Origin of the sequence: Citrobacter sp. RHB20-C16 (assembly GCF_013890155.1) — a bacterium.
GTDB classification, from domain to species: domain Bacteria; phylum Pseudomonadota; class Gammaproteobacteria; order Enterobacterales; family Enterobacteriaceae; genus Citrobacter_A; species Citrobacter_A amalonaticus.
On record NZ_CP057630.1, the window covers coordinates 2,143,259 to 2,162,798 of the forward strand.

Consider the following 19,540-nt stretch of genomic DNA (forward strand, 5'->3'; position numbering starts at 1 on the left):
CTCCCTGTGACCAGAACAGCGGCCGCCTGAAGGATGAAGTGTATAAAACAAGGAGCGGCAATGTATTACGGGTTTGATATTGGTGGGACAAAAATTGCGCTAGGCGTCTTTGACAACGAGCGGAAATTACGGTGGGAAAAGCGTGTTCCCACGCCGCGCGACAGCTATGACGCTTTTTTAGAGGCTGTTTGCGGGCTGGTGGCGGAAGCCGATCAGCGTTTTGGCGTGAAAGGTTCGGTGGGCATTGGCATCCCCGGAATGCCGGAAACCGAAGATGGCACGCTGTACGCCGCGAATGTCCCTGCTGCCAGTGGCAAACCCCTGCGCGCCGATCTTAGCGCGCGCCTTGATCGCGACGTTCGTCTCGACAACGATGCAAACTGTTTTGCCCTGTCTGAAGCCTGGGATGATGAATTCACCCGCTATCCGCTGGTGATGGGCTTGATTCTGGGCACCGGGGTGGGCGGCGGTTTAATCCTCAACGGAAAACCGATTACGGGGCGCAGTTACATTACCGGCGAGTTTGGTCATATGCGTCTGCCGGTCGATGCGCTCACCCTGATGGGTCTCGATTTCCCGTTGCGCCGCTGTGGCTGCGGTCAACTCGGCTGTATTGAAAATTATCTGTCCGGGCGAGGATTTGCCTGGTTGTATCAGCATTATTATCATCAACCGTTACAGGCGCCTGAAATCATTTCACTGTGGGAGCAAGGCGATGAACAGGCGCGGGCGCATGTTGAGCGTTATCTGGATTTGCTGGCGGTGTGTCTGGGAAATATCCTGACTATTGTCGATCCGGATTTGGTCGTCATCGGCGGCGGATTGTCGAATTTTACCGCCATTACCACCGATCTGGCGGACAGACTACCGCGTCATCTGCTTCCCGTGGCACGAGTGCCCCGCATTGAGCGAGCACGACATGGTGATGCCGGTGGGATGCGTGGTGCTGCCTTCTTACATCTTACCGATTAATCAAAAGAGGTTGCTATGCTGTCGCGTCGGGGTCATCGGTTAAGTCGATTTCGGAAAAACAAACGCCATCTGCGCGAACGCCTTCGTCAACGGATCTTTTTCAGAGACAGAGTGGTACCGGAAGTGATGGAAAAACCAAGAGTTTTGGTGCTTACAGGGGCAGGGATCTCCGCGGAGTCTGGTATTCGTACCTTCCGCGCCGCTGATGGACTGTGGGAAGAACACCGGGTTGAAGATGTGGCGACGCCGGAAGGCTTTGCCCGTAATCCCGCGCTGGTGCAGTCATTCTATAATGCCCGCCGTCGGCAATTGCAGCAGCCTGAAATCCAGCCTAATCCGGCGCACATCGCGCTGGCAAAGCTGGAAGAGGCATTGGGCGACCGCTTTTTGCTGGTGACACAGAATATCGATAACTTGCATGAGCGGGCGGGTAACCAGAACATCATCCATATGCATGGCGAGCTGTTGAAAGTGCACTGCTCGCAGAGCGGACAAATTCTGGAGTGGACGGGCGATGTGACGCCGGAAGATAAATGTCACTGCTGCCAGTTTCCTGCGCCGCTGCGTCCGCACGTGGTGTGGTTTGGTGAGATGCCGCTCGGGATGGATGAAATCTATATGGCGCTGGCCATGGCGGATGTTTTTATCGCCATCGGCACCTCCGGACACGTTTATCCGGCGGCTGGTTTTGTCCACGAAGCGAAGCTGCATGGCGCGCATACGGTTGAGCTGAATCTGGAACCAAGCCAGGTCGGCAGTGAGTTTGAAGAGAAATATTACGGTCCGGCAAGCCAGGTTGTACCTGAGTTTGTAGAGAAGTTATTGAAAGGTTTGTAATAAAAAGGCCCGGATTTTCCGGGCCTTTTTGCTGGATTAGCGTCCTGCTTTTAGCTTCTGATAATACTCTTCGTAGATCGTGCTGGCGGAGCCTACATCGTTCTGCCATTCGCCTTTGCTGATGGTTTCTGCATCCGGATAGAGTGATTTATCGTTGGCGATTTCCGGGCTTAACAGCTTACGTGCCGCCAGGTTTGGCGTCGGATAGCCGATGGTTTCCGCCACTTCCTTCGCCACGTCCGGGCGCAGCAGGAAGTTGATCAACTTCAGCGCGCCTTCTTTGTTTTTGGCGTTTGCCGGGATTGAAAGGCTGTCCATCCAGAAGATCCCGCCTTCTTTCGGCCAGACTACTTCCAGCGGCGTACCGGCCTGACGGGCGACGAAGGCAGAGCCGTTCCACACCATCCCCAGATTCACTTCGCCTTCCATATATGGATTCGCCGGGTTGTCAGAGTTAAACGCGGCAACGTTAGGCATCAGCTTTTTCAGCTCGTTATAGGCTGCTTCAATCTCTTTAGGATCGGTAGTGTTGCCGGAATAGCCCAGTTTACGCAGCGCCATCTGGAACACTTCGCGCGCATCGTCGGTCAGCAGCAGACTGCCTTTGTATTCCGGTTTCCACAGGTCAGCCCAACGGGTGACGGTTTTCGGGTCGATGCTGTCGCTGTTCACGCCAATGGCCGTCGCGCCCCAGATGTACGGAATGGAGTAGTCGTTGTTGGGATCGAACGGCTTGTTCAGCATCTCGGGATCGAGATTGTTAAAGTTGGATAGCTTCGACTTATCAATCTTCTGAATCATGCCTTCTTTACGCATTTTATCGACATAGTAAGTCGATGGCACGACCAGGTCATATGCGCCGTCTTTGTACGTTTTGAGCTTGGCGTACATGGTTTCATTCGACTCGTAGGTCGAGTAAATAACCTTGATGCCGGTCTCTTTAGTGAACTGTTCCAGCAGTCCTGGCGGAACATACTCGGTCCAGTTGTAGAAATAGAGTGTTTTACTGTCGTCCGCGTGCGCAGCGCTGATTCCCATGACGAGAGCGCCTGCCGCGAGCAGGTGGCGTGACCATTTTTTCATTTTAACGTCCCCTGAACTTTAGTTTTATCACGAGCAATAAGTTGGCTGGCGATCACCAGAACCAGCGATAACACCAACAGAATGGTCGCCAGCGCATTCACCTCCGGTGAAACGCCGACTTTCACCATTGAGTAGATCTTCAACGGTAGAATTTCATAACCCGGCCCGGTGACGAACGACGAAACCACCACATCGTCCATCGACAGGGTAAAGCTCAACAACCAGCCAGCGGCGACTGCTGGCATCGCTAATGGCAGAATGATTTTACGCAGGATAGTCATTTCGCTGGCACCCAGATCTTTTGCTGCTTCCAGCATCCGCACGTCAAACCCCTTCAGCCGCGAATAGACCGTCACAACCACGAAAGGCAGGCAAAAGGTGATATGTGAGAACAGTAGTGACCAGAAGCCCAACTGAATGCCCAGCAGCATAAACAGCACCAGCAGTGAAATCGCCATCACGATATCCGGCGACATCATGACCACAAACAGCATCCCGCTGACGAACGGCTTGCCGCGAAAACGGTATCGATACAGCGCCACGGCCGTTAACGACCCGATAGCGGTGGCGAACGTTGCGGAAAAAATCGCCATCGTCAGCGAATGTTGCGCCGCCTGCAGCAGGCTATCGTTGTTCATCAGCAGGCTATACCATTTGGTGGTAAAGCCCTGCCAGTTAATGCCAAAGCGCGAGCTGTTAAAGGAGTTCACAATCAAAATAATGATCGGAATATACAGGTACGCGTAGATAGCGGTCATAAAACCGCCGCGAAGCAGACGACCGATCATTCGAGTTCTCCCTTTTTGTTCAGCAATCGGGAGGCGCGCCAGTAAACCAGCAGCATCAGGCCCATCACAATCGTCAGGGTAATGCTGGTTGCGGCACCAAACGGCCAGTCGCGGATATTGAGGAACTGAACTTTAATCACGTTACCGATCAGCAGGTTTTTCGCGCCGCCCATCAGATCGGAGACGTAGAACAGTCCCATCGCGGGCAGCATTACCAGCAGGCAGCCCGCAATAATCCCTGGCATGGTCAGCGGAATGATGATCCGAATAAAGGTCTGCAATTTACTGGCACCCAGATCTTTTGCCGCTTCCAGCAACGGTCTGTCGAGTTTCTCAATGCTGGAATACAGTGGCATCACCATAAACGGCAGCAGGATATACACAAGACCAATAATGACTGCGCTCGGGGTAAACATAATGCGCATCGGCGTATCGATCACCCCGAGCCAAAGCAGAAACTCGTTCAGATAGCCCTTGGTGCTAAGGAAAATTTTCAGCCCGTAGATGCGGATCAGCGAGTTGGTCCAGAAGGGAACAATCAGCAGAAACAGCAGCAGTGGGCGGACTTTCTCTGGCAGTCGCGCCAGAAACCAGGCAAATGGATAGCCGAGCACGAGGCAGGCGAGGGTGGCGATCAGCGCCATATTCAACGAGTGCAACAGCACTTCAAAATAGAGCGGATCGAGCAGGCGCGCGTAGTTGTCCAGCGTAAAGACCATTTTGACGAAGCTGGCATCGTCGCGGGTCAAAAAGCTGGTGCCAATGATCATCAGGTTGGGCAGAAAGACAAACAACACAAGCCAACCGACGATAGTGACAATCACCACATTCTGGAATTTACTTGTGTTCTTCATCAGCCAGTACGACCTCCCAGCTTTCTACCCAGTTAATGGCCATTTTCTGGTCGAGAGAGTGGTCAAAGTCCGGGTCATCTTCGTTGAAGAATTCGCTGACCATCACCATCTTGCCATTTTCCAGTTCAACCACCGACTCCAGCGTCATACCTTTATAGTTACGTTCACGGACATAGCCGATCAGGCCGTCAATGTGGTTGTCATCGTTGATTTCATCCACGCGCAAATCTTCCGGGCGTAACAGAACGTGCAGTTTCTGTCCTGGCTCAACGGCGAAGTTGACGTAGATATTGCATTCACGGCCTTCGACGTTAGCACGAACGCGCTGTTCGTCCAGACGCTCGATCACCGTGGCGTTAAACATATTGATTTCGCCAATGAATCCGGCGACGAACAGGTTTTTCGGCTCTTCGTAAATTTCACGCGGCGTGCCGTCCTGTTCGATGCGCCCATCGCGCATCACGACGATGCGATCGGACATGGTCAGGGCTTCTTCCTGATCGTGCGTCACGAACACGAACGTGATGCCGAGCTTACGCTGCAAGGCTTTCAGTTCGTTCTGCATCTGCTTTCGCAGCTTATAGTCCAGCGCGGAGAGGGATTCATCCAGCAGCAACAGGCGGGGTTTATTGACCACAGCACGGGCAATCGCTACGCGCTGCTGTTGGCCGCCGGAAAGTTGATGTGGTTTACGCTGCGCAAACTCTTCCAGTTGCACCATCCGCAGGGCTTCCAGTACGCGTGGCGTGATGTCGGCCGCAGGGGTTTTCTGCATACGCAAACCGAAGGCCACATTTTCAAAAACAGTCATGTGGGGGAATAGCGCATAGCTTTGAAAGACGGTATTCACATAACGGTTTTCTGCCGGTACGTGAGTGATATCCTCGTTATCGAGCATGATGTGCCCGGAATCTACGGTTTCCAGACCGGCAATCAGGCGCAAAACGGTTGTTTTACCGCAGCCAGAAGGGCCAAGCAGCGTGAGGAACTCGCCATTATTGATTGTCAAATCCAGTTCAGAAATGACCTCTTTTCCATCGAAGCTTTTGCTGATACCTGACAAAAGAACCAGCGGTGAAAGCGAACGCGGTTGTTTATTCAATTTTTTACTCTGTCCCATGTAGACGCAACGGATGGCTGACCGAAGCGGGGTTTGTGGTTGACCACCTTGGTGACTCTTAATGAGGGCCGTAATTCTACGGCAAACCGTTGTCATCGCCAATGTTTGTTGCTAATTACTCTACACTTCATCCTTCAGACTGCCTGTTTGTAGGCTGCACTCACATACCCCAGTCACGTACGGTTTGTTCGCGCCTGGGGGATTCAATCGCTTGCCGCCGCGATGCATCCTGTACGCTTTTGTGTATATATTTCCTGAATAAAGGGGTCCGGAAGCGAAATATTCTCGTTTGCGGGGATAAAAGTGACCTGACGCAATATTTGTCTTTTGTGGCTTACTGATAATGTTGTCACAAATAGTGAGGGTGACTGCATGGATAAACTACTTGAGCGTTTTTTACACTACGTTTCATTGGATACCCAATCGAAAGCGGGTGTGAGACAGGTTCCCAGTACCGAGGGACAGTGGAAGTTATTAAATTTGCTCAAACAGCAGCTCGAAGAGATGGAGCTGGTCAATGTGACGTTAAGTGACAAAGGGACGCTGATGGCAACGTTGCCGGCGAATGTCCCTGGCGATATCCCTGCTATTGGCTTCATTTCCCATGTGGATACCTCACCGGATTTCAGCGGTAAGCACGTAAATCCGCAGATCGTGGAGAACTATCGCGGCGGTGATATCGCGCTGGGCATTGGTGATGAAGTGTTGTCGCCGGTGATGTTCCCGGTGCTGCATCAGTTGCTTGGTCAAACGCTGATCACCACCGACGGCAAAACGCTGCTGGGGGCGGACGACAAAGCGGGTGTGGCGGAAATCATGACCGCGCTGGCGGTACTGAAGCATAAAAATATTCCGCATGGCGATATTCGCGTCGCTTTTACACCGGACGAAGAGGTGGGCAAAGGGGCGAAACACTTTGATGTAGCAGCCTTTGACGCCAAATGGGCCTATACCGTCGACGGCGGCGGCGTGGGTGAACTTGAGTTTGAGAACTTCAATGCCGCTTCGGTGAATATCAAAATCGTCGGCAATAACGTGCATCCGGGGACGGCAAAAGGCGTGATGGTCAACGCATTATCGCTGGCGGCGCGTATTCACGCCGAGGTTCCTGCGGATGAAAGCCCGGAAATGACCGAAGGATATGAGGGCTTCTACCATCTGGCGAGCATGAAAGGCACCGTGGATCGCGCCGATATGCACTACATCATTCGCGACTTCGACCGCAAACAGTTTGAAGCGCGCAAGCGTAAGATGATGGAGATTGCCAGGAAGGTCGGAAAGGGGCTGCATCCGGACTGCTATATTGAACTGGTGATTGAAGACAGTTATTACAATATGCGCGAAAAAGTGGTTGAGCATCCGCATGTTCTGGATATCGCACAGCAGGCGATGCGTGACTGCGATATTCAACCAGATATGAAGCCGATTCGCGGCGGTACCGACGGCGCACAGCTCTCTTTCATGGGATTACCGTGCCCGAATCTGTTCACCGGCGGCTACAACTATCATGGCAAGCATGAGTTTGTGACGCTGGAAGGGATGGAAAAAGCGGTGCAGGTGATTGTGCGGATTGCCGAATTAACGGCGAAGCGGTCGTAGCGTGGTTGATGCCAGTTGACGCGACGCTTATCTGGCCTACAGGACATCTGAACCGTAGGCCGGATAAGACGCGTTAGCGCCGCCATCCGGCATCGTTTCAATGTTATCCTTCGAAGAACCAGTACCCGCTGTTGACCAGGGCTGCCAGCATCGCGAGGAACGATGGATCTTCCAGTGCGTCACCAAAGTTCTCTGCAGTCAGCACGATATGGCTGGCAAGGGCTTCCAGCGCCGGACGGTGCGGAGAATCAATTCTCTCGCCGTTGGCATAAACGTCATCACCCACACGCAGTACCCGTAACCCCCCCAGACGCACCAGCACATCGCCTTGTTTCAGGGCATCGTAGATTTCATCAGGTTGATACGGCGGCTCCGGCGGCGCAATATCCAGTTCATGACGCGACTGGGAGATAAACTCGCCAAACCACTGTTTGAAATGCTCCGGCTGATTAATCAGATCCAGCATCATAGTGCGCAGTTTGTCCATCTCTTGCGGCAGGACGTCAGCAGGATGCTCACGTGACGGCATCTCCGGGTCGCTGTAATAAGTACTGCCCAGCTCACGTTGCAGGACGTAGTCGGCAAACCCGCTGATCAGTTCACGGGTGTTTGGCGCGCGGAAACCGACGGAATAGTTCATCGCGTTTTCCAGCGCATAGCCTTCATGCGGGAATCCTGGCGGAATGTAGAGAATATCGCCCGGCTCCAGTTCTTCATCGATGATGGCTTCAAAAGGATCGACCTGCAGCAGGTCCGGATGCGGGCAGTGCTGCTTCATCTGCAACTTCTCACCCACGCGCCAGCGACGACGACCGGTTCCCTGAATGATAAACACATCATACTGATCGAGATGGGGACCTACGCCGCCGCCAGGGACCGAGAATGAGATCATCAGATCGTCGATACGCCAGTCAGGCAGGGCGCGGAAGGGGCGCATCAGCGCGGCGGTTGGCTCATGCCAGTGGTTCACCGCCTGCACCAGTAACGACCAGTTATTCTCGCCGAGATGGTCATAGCTTTCGAACGGACCATGGCTTACCTGCCATTTGCCATCCTGATGGCTTACCAGGCGGCTATCGACTTCACTTTCCATCGCCAGCCCTGCCAGTTCGTCAGGGGAGAGGGGATCGATGAAGTTATTAAAGCCGCGTTTTAACACCACTGGGCGCTTTTGCCAGTGACGTTCAAGAAATTCGGGCCAGTTGAGTGTTAATTGGTATTCCATATTGAGCTTCCACAGGCTGGGGCGGGTATCTGTCACCGATTATAACGGATGCTTAACCAGATGCGTGCAGTTGGCTCATATTTATTACATTTTGGTTTAGTCGTCTTTCGGCCCCGGCTGTTGATGTCCAAAAATGACTTCCATACGTGCACCGCCGAGCAGGCTGTCGCTGGCAACGATTTTGCCATCGTATTGCTCGGTAATTTCTCGCGCCACGGCCAACCCGACCCCTTGCCCCGGACGCATCGTATCCACGCGTTGACCGCGGTCAAAGACCAGATCGCGCTTGCTGAGTGGGATCCCTGGACCGTCATCTTCCACCACGATGTACAGATGATCGTCGGTCTGGCGGGCAGAAATCTCAACAAACTCGAGACAGTACTTGCAGGCGTTATCCAGCACGTTGCCCATCACCTCGACAAAATCGTTCTGCTCGCCGACAAAGCTGATTTCCGGTGAGATATCGAGGCTAATGTTCACGCCTTTACGCTGATACACTTTGTTCAGCGCCGAGGTGAGATTATCCAGTAGCGGTGCGACCGGATGCAGCTCGCGGCTCAGCAGGACACCCCCGCCGCGCATACTGGCGCGATGCAGATAGTAGCCGATTTGCTGTGAAATCCGGCTGATCTGTTCGAGCATTACCGGTTCTGCCTCGCTGACGCTCATCTTATCGCTACGCATCGAACGCAACGTACTTTGCAGCACGGCGAGCGGCGTCTTCAGGCTGTGGGTGAGATCGGTCAGCGTGGTGCGGTATTTGTCATAACGTTCGCGCTCGCTTTTCAACAGGCGGTTCAGGTTACGCACCAGGCTGGTCAATTCCCGCGTCGTTGCAGGGTTAAGCTGTTCGCGGTGGTGTTCTTCCAGTTCGCGCACCTCACGAGCCAGTGCCTCAATGGGGCGCAAACTCCACCAGGCCGCCACCCAGAGCAGGGGAATGACCAGCAACAGGTTGGCAGCCAGCACATAAATAAACCAGCTCCAGACCATATACGAGCGTTTAAGCTCAATCGGAATGGTGTCTACTACCACAATCGTCAGTTGCGGCATGCGCGCGGTAGCCGGGTAGACGTTAACCGCCACCGAGTGGGTCATTTCGGCGTCGTCGTCATCTTCCCGAACCTCTTTCAATCGTTCCTGAACGGAGTGATCGTCATTGAGCAGCGAGCTGCTGGCGCCGATGTCGGCTTCTATTTCATGAAAACCATTGCTTTTCAGCCAGTCGGGCTGAATCAGTCTGACCAGCCAGGGGACGTTACGCTGGGCCCACAGCAGTTTGCCGTTCTCATCATAGATCAACGACATCGTGGGACTCTGCATGTCGAGGTGCTCGGGAAGTTCGACGTGGATCTTATTACCTTCCCATTTTGCAAGCGTATAAAAGAGATTACTTTCGCCGCGCAGCAGACGAAACGTGGTCTTATCGAAACTCACGCTGTAGCCGACCAGCGCAACCATGCCATAGGCCAGAGAAAGCACCAGCACTACGCCTGCGGTGGCCAGCAGAAAACGCAGGCGCAGTGACAACGGAAAAAGATGACGCAACAGTTTATTCATCAGCGCAATTCAAAAAGATATCCCTGACCCCGCACAGTGGTAATGACTTCATCCGGATACTGCGCCTGTATTTTTTTACGCAGACGGCCCATCAGCACGTCGATAGTGTGGCTTTCACGTAGTTCGGCGTCCGGATACAGCTGCAACATCAGCGAGTCTTTGCTGACCACTTTGCCATTATTGCGGATCAGCGTTTCCATGATGGTGTACTCAAACGCGGTCAGTTTGATCACTTCATCATTGACCGAGAGTTCGCGGCGCGAGAGATCAACCTGAAAAGGCGGAATAGAGATAATCTGCGAAGCGTGGCCGCTGTTACGGCGCATCAGCGCCTGCATCCGCGCGGCGACTTCCTCAATATGAAACGGCTTGGTGACGTAGTCATCTGCACCTGCGCTCAGCACTTCCACTTTGTCCTGCCAGCTTTCACGGGCGGTCAGGACGAGAACCGGGAGAGAAACGTCATTGCTCCGCCAGCGGCGGATCAGTGAAAGTCCATCTTCATCCGGAAGACCCAAATCGACGATAGCGATGTCAGGCAAGTGTTCGTTAAGGTAATAATCGGCCTCTTTGGCATCTTCGGCGTCGTCAACCTGATGTCCGGCATCCTGAAGCTGAACTTTCAGGTGATGACGTAATAACGCATTATCCTCAACAACCAGTACACGCATCATCTTTTCTCACTCTATTTACGGTATGAATAGTTTAACGCTGATTATGTAAGTTGAAACCAGCACAATGAAATTAAATGACTTTTTTATCAGGCCCCGCCCTTGGGATAATCCCTGGAGCAATGCTGTTGGCATTTGATTATTCCGCAGGCTGACCTGGTCCTGGGTCATGTCACCAATCCACGTAGAATAAACCTCGTAGACCATGCGTGCATCTTCATGCCCCATCGAGCGGGCAATGAATGAAGGATTCGCTACGGCTATCTGCATCCAGCCAGCATAAGTAAGCCGTGACTGACAGGCATTTCTCTGCCTGATACCTGAAAGTTTAGTACCACGTTTCCCGCCACAGGAAATCGAGTATTTGGGAAAGAAACCTTCTTTAGTATATGAACCCGATCCGGGGATAAAGACAACGCGACGTTCTTATGCCAGCAACCGTTATGGGCGGAACACACAAATGTTTATTCGTCTGGTCTCTGGATACATGGATCTCACCTTTTTCAGGTCTACATCCTCCCAGGCCAGCGCACATATTTCCCCTGGTCTTATCCCCGTGTGTGTTGCCACTATAATGATGAAGGCAAGTTTGTGGGGAAGTGCCAAGATCAGCGCCTGATACTCATGAAGTAAAAGTGGATCGGGATCTGCTTTAACGAGCTGGAGCCTCGATACCCCCTCATAAGGTGCATGTAATATAAACTGACTTCTGTTCGCAAGCTTCAGCATTTACGATAAAACTGCCATTTGTTTATTTACTGTTGAAGGGGAGCGACCTTTTTTGATGAATTCTGGCATTGCAGGGTTACCCTATATTGCCATGCAGACGGACAGGCATGATGGACAGGACTGTCCGGGGAAATGTACGGTCAGGTTATAGTATTCGCGGTCACTTAATCTTTCTCACAGATAACTGAGGGAGTGAAACTTATCGGGAAACCTCACCTGTATCTCCATGGATTATAGGTCGCGGTGAGGGCGGAAAGCATATAAAAGTGTGCGGACTGCCACTTATCAGCGACAGCCCCGCAGATACTTATCGTTATGTTTTGGCGGATGATTAAAAGAGGAAGGTCACAGAACCATTGACAAATGAATAATCTTTTCCAGTTTTAAACTCCGGTGATACACGATTAAAAGATAAGGTGAAAGCGACCGGAGAATAACCTAAAGTGGCTCCGATGCGATATTCATCAACGGTATGATTAAGGGAGACGGTTTCATTTCGGGTCTGAAGCGTTTTTCCTTGTAATGTATAGTTACGGTCAACTTCCCGACGTTCCATCCCGGCAAATATCTTGTATATTAAACCATCATTTTTTGATGTATGCATTAACCCACGAGTCGCAAGCAGACCATACCCGTTATCTGAGTTCAGGATTTTGTCATTGCCTATGGCAAGCGTTGCACCGTATCCTACATATTCAAAAAGATTTCCGCTTACCGCGGATATTTCTGGATAAATACCAACATTCGTTCCCAGGATATCCACATCAGGAGTCAGCGATAGCATTCCTTTAACCGTATACCCATAGCGATTTTCGATTTGATCATCCCATGCTTGATATTTTTCAGCATTAATCATTTGATGAGCTTTATTCTGGACTTGTTGACCGCCAGCATCTGGTCCAATCACGCCGACGTCTGTCCCCAGGCGATAGCGAAACCAGCTATTTGCTACAGAATTCCATTCAACACCCGTGTACAGAAAGGCACTAAAAGCTCTGTCTCCGGTTATTGCTGTCGGTAACCGCTTGTTGTCTCCTGATGGTGAGTAAATATCTTGTGCGATATGAAACGATAACTGGCTTGAGTCTGTAACATCATGGCTATAACCCAGGAAGAGACCTTGTGTATAATCATCGCGAGCTTCATCTTTATGACTATAAATTTTGTTAAGCGCAGGCTGAAAGATACCTGCGTCATCATTTGACAATGATAATGCGATGCTATCAGCCTGAACAACAGGTGTCATGAAAAACATTGTGAATAACGCAATGCGGGTTAATGACTTATTCATAAGCAGCCTCCTGAGAATTTCCCTTTTTTAATCGGCCAGGTATTACTTCTTTCATAAATTAACATAAAATAAACACCTTCCTTTCTGCAATAAAATGTGGTTAATGTGTTATTTTTTTATCGCTTTATATGGCTTATGTGTGGTAAAAGTTTTTTCAGGAGGGATGGATATGAACAGTCATGCACTTTTGAAAAACTCTTCCGTATTTATTGCATATATGGGATGTTCTTGATGGAGTTGTGCGTTTTTACGGGTAGTGTATTTCTTTCTTTTTTCTGTAAAGCAGAAAGATAAATGAGTGTTATTCCTGTCCTGAAGCGCGGGATATGATGCATGTCATCGACTCTACTGCAATGAATATGTTCATTTTGGTTATGCTTTTTTATGCAAAAAAAACCGCATATTGCTATGCGGTAAACCATTGGGAAGAATATTAAACACATCTGAATTTCGCAAGAACACTGTAATAAATAACGAAGGTTTATTCAATGTGTCATAGGCTAATTATGCTGATCTTTTCATATTATTATCATTTTGTTTCTTTTTTGCGTGATGATAGAGTGTAACATGGATATGAGAACACACTATTTTATCAATCCGTACGGACAAATGGCTATTCTGCAGTGTAGAGCACTTGTACATTGGGCTCCTTTAATGCTTTTCCTTCCAGGACATTCATTGCTGCACTCGATTATTTTCCAGAAGGTCTTGTTAAAGGGAGTGACGTTATAAATTGTCAATGGAAAAAATTTCCCGTCAATGTAAATCCCTGAGTCAGTTTGCGAGACACTGGAACCTGGAGGAAGGAAAACATCAGATTCATACCAAATAATAAGTTTTATTTTACACCAGAGGATTGAAAATGAAATTCCACTCGAAGAACAGACAATAGTGTCAACAACTAACCATTCCATATTAGAGACCTTAACATTAATAATGACAATTTTTCATAAATGAAAAGTGTAGTTGCTTTTTGATAACTCATTGAAAAAGATCATTTTTTTGATTGTGTTTTTGTTCGTGAGTTATTGATTTTATTATTATAACGATCTTTCATTGTATCTTTTTGTTTCACTTTTTTAATATTTGTTTTTCTTTTTTATAAGTCTTTATAAAATTAGTGGTCAAATTATAAACATAGATTTTTTCAGGGTGAGAGGGAATTATTTAATCTGTGATACCCCTATTTGTCATTGTGCATAGTGACATGCCTTATCCTTTTCTTTAGAGATGGTGATACAGCCTGTATGTTGAAGGTCGATTCTTATGACTAGTACAAATTATGTTGCACCTGGAAGGCCAGTTATCACGTTAAGTCGTGGTTATGTCTCTCGTGGGCGCTAATGGAAGAAGGCTTTCGCGTAGTGAAAAATAACGGCGTCGGCCTGGTAGTGGTCTCTCTTTCTTATGCGATGAGGTTCATTGGAATAGTGGCGTGGGATGAATGTTTATGTGATAAGATGATTATACAGTAATCCCTATGTTAACTATTTATGGTTCATTAACTATAAGGTTGGCTGGCAATGAATACGCTACTTTTTCGATTAATAATGTTTATATTCATGTTTGGTTCTTTCCCATTACAGGCGGAAGTGCCAGATGACATGAAGCTTGAACGAGTTGTGATAGTAAGTCGCCACGGTGTAAGAGCACCAACAAAGTTCACCCCATTGATGCAGGAAATCACACCTTACCATTGGCCGCAATGGGATGTTCCCCTGGGCTGGTTGACGGCTCGGGGTGGTGAGCTCGTCACCGAAATGGGACGATATCAACAAAAAGTATTAATCGATAACGGCGTTCTGGAAAGTAACGTATGTCCGTCACCAGAACAGGTGGCAGTTATTGCCGATACCGATCAGCGCACTCGTAAAACCGGTGAGGCATTTCTGGCTGGATTTGCGCCGGGATGTATAAATAAGGTTCATTATCAAAAAGATCACGATAAAAAAGATCCTCTTTTTAATCCAGTAAAAATGGGGGTGTGCGCTTTTAATGTACAAAAAACTCAGGAAGCGATTCTGACACGTGCCGAAGGAAACATTGAACGGTACACTCAGCGTTATGACTCTGCATTCCGTACTCTGGAACAGGTTCTCAATTTCTCTCGGTCAGCAGCATGCCGATCAACCAGCCAGTCTGGTTGTACGCTACCAGGAACCTTACCTTCAGAACTCAGGGTTTCTGCGGATAACGTTGCATTATCTGGCGCGTGGAGTCTTTCTTCCATGCTGACGGAAATATTTCTATTGCAAGAGGCGCAGGGAATGCCAGAGGTTGCGTGGGGACGAATTCACGGGGAGAAAGAATGGACAGCATTATTAAGTCTGCATAATGCTCAGTTTGACCTTTTGCAAAGAACTCCCGAAGTTGCCCGCAGCAGAGCAACACCATTACTCGATTTGATCAGCGAAGCATTAGTGAGTGATGGGTCAACAGAAAATCATTACGGAATTAAATTACCCGTCTCATTATTGTTTATTGCTGGTCATGATACCAATCTTGCAAATCTCAGTGGGGTATTTGATCTTAACTGGTCTCTACCTGGGCAGCCAGATAATACACCTCCTGGCGGGGAGCTGGTTTTCGAAAGATGGACGCGAGTGAGTGATAACACTGACTGGATTCAAATTTCGTTTGTTTATCAGACTCTTCAACAAATGCGTGAGTTTATACCTTTTTCATCTTCGTCTCTCCCAAACAAGATTGTGCTTACGTTGCCCTCTTGTCAGGATAAAAATCCTGAGGGTATGTGTCCATTAAAGCATTTTATTGACATTGTGCAGACAGCACGTATTCCACAATGTGCAGTGATGGCTGATGTAACCCGTTAAATATAATTCGTAGAGAATAGGGAGATTAAGAACGGTAGTGGCAAACAGGTGAACGTTTAAAAGCGAAGTTTTGGGAATTTCAGGTGCGCATTTTGGGGCAGGATTTGGGAGCAAATCCTTCTCTAATGTCTCGGTATTAATATAATGTTTTGTTTTGATACTGTTTTTTGTCTGCGTAGTTTGTGCTGATGATGGTGTTGTGGGGATCAATATTTCGTAAACCGGGGAAGGGACGTGCCGGGGGCGGCGCGAGCCATGCGCGAAAGTTGGCCCGGTGACGTCGTGTCACCGGGCAAGTGATTATTTCAGCTCATCCACCATGGTGATGGCTCGACCAATATAATTGGCCGGAGTCATGGCTTTCAGGCGGGTTTTCTCGTCATCCGGCAGCGGCAGGCTGTCGATGAATTGCTTCATGCCTTCCGCGTCGACACGTTTTCCACGGGTTAACTCTTTCAGCTTTTCGTACGGCTTTTCAATACCGTAACGACGCATCACGGTCTGGATCGGTTCTGCCAGTACTTCCCAGTTATGATCCAGTTCGTCCAGCAGATGGTCGCGGTTCACTTCCAGCTTGCTCACCCCTTTCAACGTGGACTGGTAGGCGATCAGCGCATAGCCGATACCCACACCCAGGTTACGCAGAACGGTGGAGTCCGTCAGATCGCGCTGCCAGCGGGAAACCGGCAGTTTGCTCGCCAGATGTTGCAATACCGCATTAGACAGACCCAGGTTGCCCTCGGAGTTTTCGAAGTCGATTGGGTTCACTTTGTGCGGCATGGTGGAAGAACCAATCTCACCGGCAATGGTTTTCTGTTTGAAGTGGTTCAGCGCGATGTAGCCCCAGACGTCACGATCGAAATCGATCAAAATGGTGTTAAAGCGGGCGATGCAGTCAAACAGTTCGGCAATGTAGTCGTGCGGCTCGATCTGTGTGGTGTACGGGTTCCACTGGATACCCAGCGAGGTGACGAACTCTTCGCTGAACTGATGCCAGTCTACTTCCGGGTAAGCGGCGATGTGGGCGTTATAGTTGCCGACGGCACCGTTGATTTTACCGAGAATTTCCACCTGATTAAGCTGGCGGAACTGACGCTCCATACGATAAGCGACGTTGGCCATCTCTTTACCCAGCGTTGACGGCGTAGCCGGTTGGCCGTGGGTACGGGAGAGCAGGGGAATGTCGCGATACTGTACGGACAGATCTTTGACCGCGTCGATCAGTTGACGCCAGTAAGGCAGCACCACTTCATCGCGGGCGGTTTTCAGCATCAGCGCGTGAGACAGGTTATTGATGTCTTCCGAGGTGCATGCAAAGTGAATGAATTCGGATACTGCATGCAGTTCCGGCACATTCGCCACTTTTTCTTTCAGAAAATACTCAACCGCCTTGACGTCGTGGTTGGTGGTGCGCTCGATAGTTTTAATACGCGCGGCATCTTCTTCATTGAAGTTCGCGACGATAGCGTCGAGGAAACCGATTGCGTCGGCAGCAAAAGCAGGAACTTCCTTGATCGCTGCGTGCGCGGCCAGTTTTTGCAGCCAGCGTACTTCTACCTGTACGCGGTATTTCAGCAAACCGTATTCGCTGAAAATCCCGCGCAGCGCGCTGACTTTATCGCCGTAGCGTCCATCGACAGGGGAAACGGCGGTCAGTGAGGATAATTCCATAGGTCACAACTCCGGGGTTAAATGAGCAAGAATTTGTTTTGCCTGAGTGGTCAGGCGATTACGAGAAAACATGAGCTGCAGACGTCCACCGCCAACCTGGTGCCAGAGCACGGCAGCGCGAATGCCGGCCAGAAGCGAGGCGCGAACCTTGGCCTGTACCTGCGGGCTCTGCAATACAGCAGGGGAACCGGTCACCTGAATGCGCGGACCGAGCGGGCTGATGACATCGACATAAATTCCGGCCATCGCGCTCATCAGCGTTTCGGATTGCAGATCAAAGTGATCGAGCTGGCGTTGCAGGCCGTTGATCCGCTCGCCCAGTGTATCCAGAGCACCTTTGGCGGCGGTGAGTTTACGCTCGAGTACCATCAGACTTAGCGTGTAGCGGGTCAATTCCGCGTTCAGCCCCTGACGGCTGCTGGCATTCAGTACGCCGAGCAGGGTTTCCAGGCCGAGACGCAGATTCGCCTCGCTGCCGCCGAACACGCCCAGCGTTGAGCTGGGGTTCATATCGATAACGCTGTTCAGTGAGACGTGGAGCGCATCGGCATCACAATGTCCCTGGTGCGCCAGTTGTTGCACCAGGCGTGCAGACTGGCAGATCCCAGCCAGTGCGAGGGTGATGTCATAATAATTCTTTGCCACGGTCACTGCTTCCTTGTATCAGTCTGTTAAGAATAATTATACCGGCAGGGGCAGTCGCTGCTCGATAATACCGCCGCCGAGGCACACTTCGCCGTTATAGAAGACCGCTGACTGGCCCGGCGTGACGGCGGCAACCGGCTCGTCAAACATCACTTCTACGCGTTCGGCGTCCAGCGCTTTGACGGTGCACGGAATATCAGTCTGGCGGTAGCGGGTTTTCACTGTGCAACGCATTGTGCCGGTGAACGGCAGGCGATCAACCCAGTGTAGTTGCTGCGCAATCAGGCCGACGGACATCAGACGCGGATGCTCATGACCCTGAGCGACCACCAGAATGTTGTTCTCAACGTCTTTATCCACCACATACCACGGATCTTCCGTGCCTTCTTTGGTGCCACCGATGCCAAGACCTTTACGCTGACCTAGCGTGTGGTACATCAGCCCCTGATGCTGACCAATCTCTTCGCCGTCCACGGTAATGATTTTACCCGGCTGCGCTGGCAGATAACGGCCCAGAAATTCGCGGAACTTACGTTCGCCGATAAAGCAAATGCCGGTAGAATCTTTTTTCTTCGCGGTAACCAGTCCCAGGTCTTCGGCAATTTTGCGCACCTGCGGTTTTTCCAGTTCGCCGACCGGGAACAGACTTTGTGCGATCTGCTCATGGCCCAGCGTGTAGAGGAAGTAGCTCTGATCTTTATTGCTATCTAAGCCGCGAAGCAGGCGACTTTTGCCGTCGACATCTGCCCGGCGGACATAATGCCCGGTAGCGATATAATCAGCGCCCAGATCTTCTGCAGCGAACTCCAGGAAGGCTTTAAATTTGATCTCTTTATTGCACAGAATATCCGGATTCGGCGTACGGCCAGCTTTGTACTCTTCAAGAAAGAGCTCAAAGACGTTATCCCAGTATTCTGCGGCAAAGTTTACGGTATGCAGTTCAATGCCGAGCTTGTCGCAAACGGCCTGAGCGTCAGCCAGATCGGCGGCCGCTGTGCAATATTCCTCACCGTCGTCCTCTTCCCAGTTCTTCATGAACAGGCCTTCTACCTGATAACCCTGTTGTTGCAACAGCCAGGCGGAAACGGAGGAATCGACACCGCCGGACATGCCGACGATCACTTTTTTTGGGCTTTCTGACATTGGAATACTCACGACATTGAACTTCAAGGCGGCGTATTCTATCACGCACCCCTTTTAGTTGACACCCTCTGTAAACGGCCAGTTAAATGCGCCGATCGTCTCCAGTGGGTAACGCACGCCGTTTTGATAGCAACGAACACTTTCGGCAACCAGCGGAGAACGCAGGTTTGGGGCGGTAAGGATGGTGTCGGCGCTCACCCACCGGCAGCAGTCGATATCGCTGTCATGGGGTTCGGTGTCGCACATATTGGCAAGTTCAATCGAAAACAGGAAACGCAAAAACGGCGTATTGTCCGGCGCAATCCACTGATGCATGCGAATGAAGTGCTGAGGCTGCGCCTGGATGCCGGTCTCTTCCCACAGTTCACGCGTGGCGGCCTGGACTAACGTTTCGTCGGCTTCCAGATGTCCGGCGGGCTGGTTCCACAGCGCTTTACCGTTGATGGTCTCTTCAACGATTAAAAACTTATCCTCTGCATGGACGATGCAGGCGACCGTGACGTGCGGTTTGAACATGA

The 19,540-nt window shown here is 50.6% G+C and carries 17 protein-coding genes; 4 read left to right on the top strand and 13 right to left on the bottom strand.

All coding sequences use genetic code 11. The annotated features are described in order from the left end of the window. The first annotated feature begins 60 nt into the window (after positions 1 to 60). Together nagK and cobB are read left to right on the top strand one after the other, a co-directional pair. On the top strand, positions 61 to 972 hold the full coding sequence (nagK, locus tag HVX64_RS10265; RefSeq protein WP_043000960.1) for an N-acetylglucosamine kinase: 912 nt from the start codon (positions 61 to 63) through the stop codon (positions 970 to 972). 15 nt (positions 973 to 987) lie between these two features. Beyond that, entirely contained in the window at positions 988 to 1,809 is an 822-nt protein-coding gene (gene cobB / locus HVX64_RS10270) for a Sir2 family NAD+-dependent deacetylase (protein ID WP_043000959.1), read from the top strand. A gap of 36 nt (positions 1,810 to 1,845) precedes the next feature. Here the strand turns inward: cobB and potD are convergent, their stop codons facing one another. Genes potD through potA form a run of 4 tightly spaced genes read right to left on the bottom strand, consistent with a single transcriptional unit; the run spans position 1,846 to position 5,654 of the window. Beyond that, a complete protein-coding gene (potD, locus tag HVX64_RS10275) occupies positions 1,846 to 2,892 on the bottom strand; it encodes a spermidine/putrescine ABC transporter substrate-binding protein PotD (RefSeq protein ID WP_044254924.1) in 1,047 nt (348 codons plus the stop codon). Further along, the gene (gene potC, locus HVX64_RS10280) at positions 2,889 to 3,680 is read right to left on the bottom strand and encodes a spermidine/putrescine ABC transporter permease PotC (RefSeq protein ID WP_043000957.1); all 792 of its coding nucleotides are present in this window, start codon (positions 3,678 to 3,680) and stop codon (positions 2,889 to 2,891) included. The genes potD and potC overlap by 4 nt, the downstream gene beginning before the upstream one ends. Then, complete coding sequence (gene potB, locus HVX64_RS10285) at positions 3,677 to 4,534, bottom strand: spermidine/putrescine ABC transporter permease PotB (RefSeq protein ID WP_043000956.1); 858 nt, start codon at positions 4,532 to 4,534, stop codon at positions 3,677 to 3,679. Before potB ends, potC begins: the two co-directional genes overlap by 4 nt. Further along, positions 4,518 to 5,654, bottom strand: coding sequence for a spermidine/putrescine ABC transporter ATP-binding protein PotA (potA, locus tag HVX64_RS10290; RefSeq protein ID WP_043000955.1), 1,137 nt, complete (start codon positions 5,652 to 5,654; stop codon positions 4,518 to 4,520). The genes potB and potA overlap by 17 nt, the downstream gene beginning before the upstream one ends. A 372-nt stretch (positions 5,655 to 6,026) precedes the next feature. On the opposite strand from potA, the gene pepT reads away from it, so the two are divergent. Further along, positions 6,027 to 7,253: a peptidase T gene (gene pepT / locus HVX64_RS10295; RefSeq protein WP_043000954.1), complete on the top strand. Its 1,227-nt coding sequence runs from the start codon at positions 6,027 to 6,029 to the stop codon at positions 7,251 to 7,253. Positions 7,254 to 7,356: 103 nt separating this feature from the next. Here pepT and roxA read toward each other — a convergent pair whose 3' ends face one another. The 5 genes from roxA to iraM form a co-directional block, all read right to left on the bottom strand. Beyond that, a complete protein-coding gene (gene roxA / locus HVX64_RS10300; protein ID WP_181825399.1) occupies positions 7,357 to 8,478 on the bottom strand; it encodes a [50S ribosomal protein L16]-arginine 3-hydroxylase in 1,122 nt (373 codons plus the stop codon). A gap of 96 nt (positions 8,479 to 8,574) precedes the next feature. After that, positions 8,575 to 10,038 (bottom strand): two-component system sensor histidine kinase PhoQ, encoded by a 1,464-nt coding sequence (phoQ, locus tag HVX64_RS10305; RefSeq protein WP_044254917.1) that lies wholly within the window; start codon positions 10,036 to 10,038, stop codon positions 8,575 to 8,577. Further along, positions 10,038 to 10,709, bottom strand: a complete 672-nt coding sequence (gene phoP, locus HVX64_RS10310) for a two-component system response regulator PhoP (RefSeq protein ID WP_043000951.1) — start codon at positions 10,707 to 10,709, stop codon at positions 10,038 to 10,040. Before phoP ends, phoQ begins: the two co-directional genes overlap by 1 nt. A 1,060-nt stretch (positions 10,710 to 11,769) precedes the next feature. After that, positions 11,770 to 12,693 (bottom strand): lipid A-modifier LpxR family protein, encoded by a 924-nt coding sequence (locus HVX64_RS10315; RefSeq protein ID WP_225738973.1) that lies wholly within the window; start codon positions 12,691 to 12,693, stop codon positions 11,770 to 11,772. Positions 12,694 to 13,313: 620 nt separating this feature from the next. Next, positions 13,314 to 13,643, bottom strand: a complete 330-nt coding sequence (iraM, locus tag HVX64_RS10320; protein ID WP_072011097.1) for an anti-adapter protein IraM — start codon at positions 13,641 to 13,643, stop codon at positions 13,314 to 13,316. Positions 13,644 to 14,252: 609 nt separating this feature from the next. Here iraM and HVX64_RS10325 point away from each other — a divergent pair. Continuing rightward, positions 14,253 to 15,563: an AppA family phytase/histidine-type acid phosphatase gene (locus tag HVX64_RS10325; protein ID WP_181825400.1), complete on the top strand. Its 1,311-nt coding sequence runs from the start codon at positions 14,253 to 14,255 to the stop codon at positions 15,561 to 15,563. Between the two features lie 300 nt (positions 15,564 to 15,863). Here the strand turns inward: HVX64_RS10325 and purB are convergent, their stop codons facing one another. Genes purB through HVX64_RS10345 form a run of 4 tightly spaced genes read right to left on the bottom strand, consistent with a single transcriptional unit; the run spans position 15,864 to position 19,538 of the window. After that, on the bottom strand, positions 15,864 to 17,234 hold the full coding sequence (gene purB, locus HVX64_RS10330; RefSeq protein ID WP_043000947.1) for an adenylosuccinate lyase: 1,371 nt from the start codon (positions 17,232 to 17,234) through the stop codon (positions 15,864 to 15,866). A gap of 3 nt (positions 17,235 to 17,237) precedes the next feature. Then, the gene (gene hflD, locus HVX64_RS10335; protein WP_042320078.1) at positions 17,238 to 17,879 is read right to left on the bottom strand and encodes a high frequency lysogenization protein HflD; all 642 of its coding nucleotides are present in this window, start codon (positions 17,877 to 17,879) and stop codon (positions 17,238 to 17,240) included. Between the two features lie 36 nt (positions 17,880 to 17,915). Beyond that, positions 17,916 to 19,022, bottom strand: a complete 1,107-nt coding sequence (gene mnmA / locus HVX64_RS10340) for a tRNA 2-thiouridine(34) synthase MnmA (protein ID WP_044254911.1) — start codon at positions 19,020 to 19,022, stop codon at positions 17,916 to 17,918. Between the two features lie 54 nt (positions 19,023 to 19,076). Continuing rightward, positions 19,077 to 19,538 carry an NUDIX hydrolase gene (locus tag HVX64_RS10345; RefSeq protein WP_044265517.1) on the bottom strand — a complete coding sequence of 154 codons (462 nt, stop codon included), beginning with the start codon at positions 19,536 to 19,538 and terminating at the stop codon, positions 19,077 to 19,079. Positions 19,539 to 19,540 lie beyond the last annotated feature (2 nt).

Coding starts and splice junctions, on each gene's coding strand:
- nagK (WP_043000960.1), top strand. CDS start 61: ATGTATTACGGGTTTGATATTGGTGGGACAAAAATTGCGCTAGGCGTC.
- cobB (WP_043000959.1), top strand. CDS start 988: ATGCTGTCGCGTCGGGGTCATCGGTTAAGTCGATTTCGGAAAAACAAA.
- potD (WP_044254924.1), bottom strand. CDS start 2,892: ATGAAAAAATGGTCACGCCACCTGCTCGCGGCAGGCGCTCTCGTCATG.
- potC (WP_043000957.1), bottom strand. CDS start 3,680: ATGATCGGTCGTCTGCTTCGCGGCGGTTTTATGACCGCTATCTACGCG.
- potB (WP_043000956.1), bottom strand. CDS start 4,534: ATGAAGAACACAAGTAAATTCCAGAATGTGGTGATTGTCACTATCGTC.
- potA (WP_043000955.1), bottom strand. CDS start 5,654: ATGGGACAGAGTAAAAAATTGAATAAACAACCGCGTTCGCTTTCACCG.
- pepT (WP_043000954.1), top strand. CDS start 6,027: ATGGATAAACTACTTGAGCGTTTTTTACACTACGTTTCATTGGATACC.
- roxA (WP_181825399.1), bottom strand. CDS start 8,478: ATGGAATACCAATTAACACTCAACTGGCCCGAATTTCTTGAACGTCAC.
- phoQ (WP_044254917.1), bottom strand. CDS start 10,038: ATGAATAAACTGTTGCGTCATCTTTTTCCGTTGTCACTGCGCCTGCGT.
- phoP (WP_043000951.1), bottom strand. CDS start 10,709: ATGCGTGTACTGGTTGTTGAGGATAATGCGTTATTACGTCATCACCTG.
- HVX64_RS10315 (WP_225738973.1), bottom strand. CDS start 12,693: ATGTTTTTCATGACACCTGTTGTTCAGGCTGATAGCATCGCATTATCA.
- iraM (WP_072011097.1), bottom strand. CDS start 13,643: ATGGAATGGTTAGTTGTTGACACTATTGTCTGTTCTTCGAGTGGAATT.
- HVX64_RS10325 (WP_181825400.1), top strand. CDS start 14,253: ATGAATACGCTACTTTTTCGATTAATAATGTTTATATTCATGTTTGGT.
- purB (WP_043000947.1), bottom strand. CDS start 17,234: ATGGAATTATCCTCACTGACCGCCGTTTCCCCTGTCGATGGACGCTAC.
- mnmA (WP_044254911.1), bottom strand. CDS start 19,022: ATGTCAGAAAGCCCAAAAAAAGTGATCGTCGGCATGTCCGGCGGTGTC.
- HVX64_RS10345 (WP_044265517.1), bottom strand. CDS start 19,538: ATGTTCAAACCGCACGTCACGGTCGCCTGCATCGTCCATGCAGAGGAT.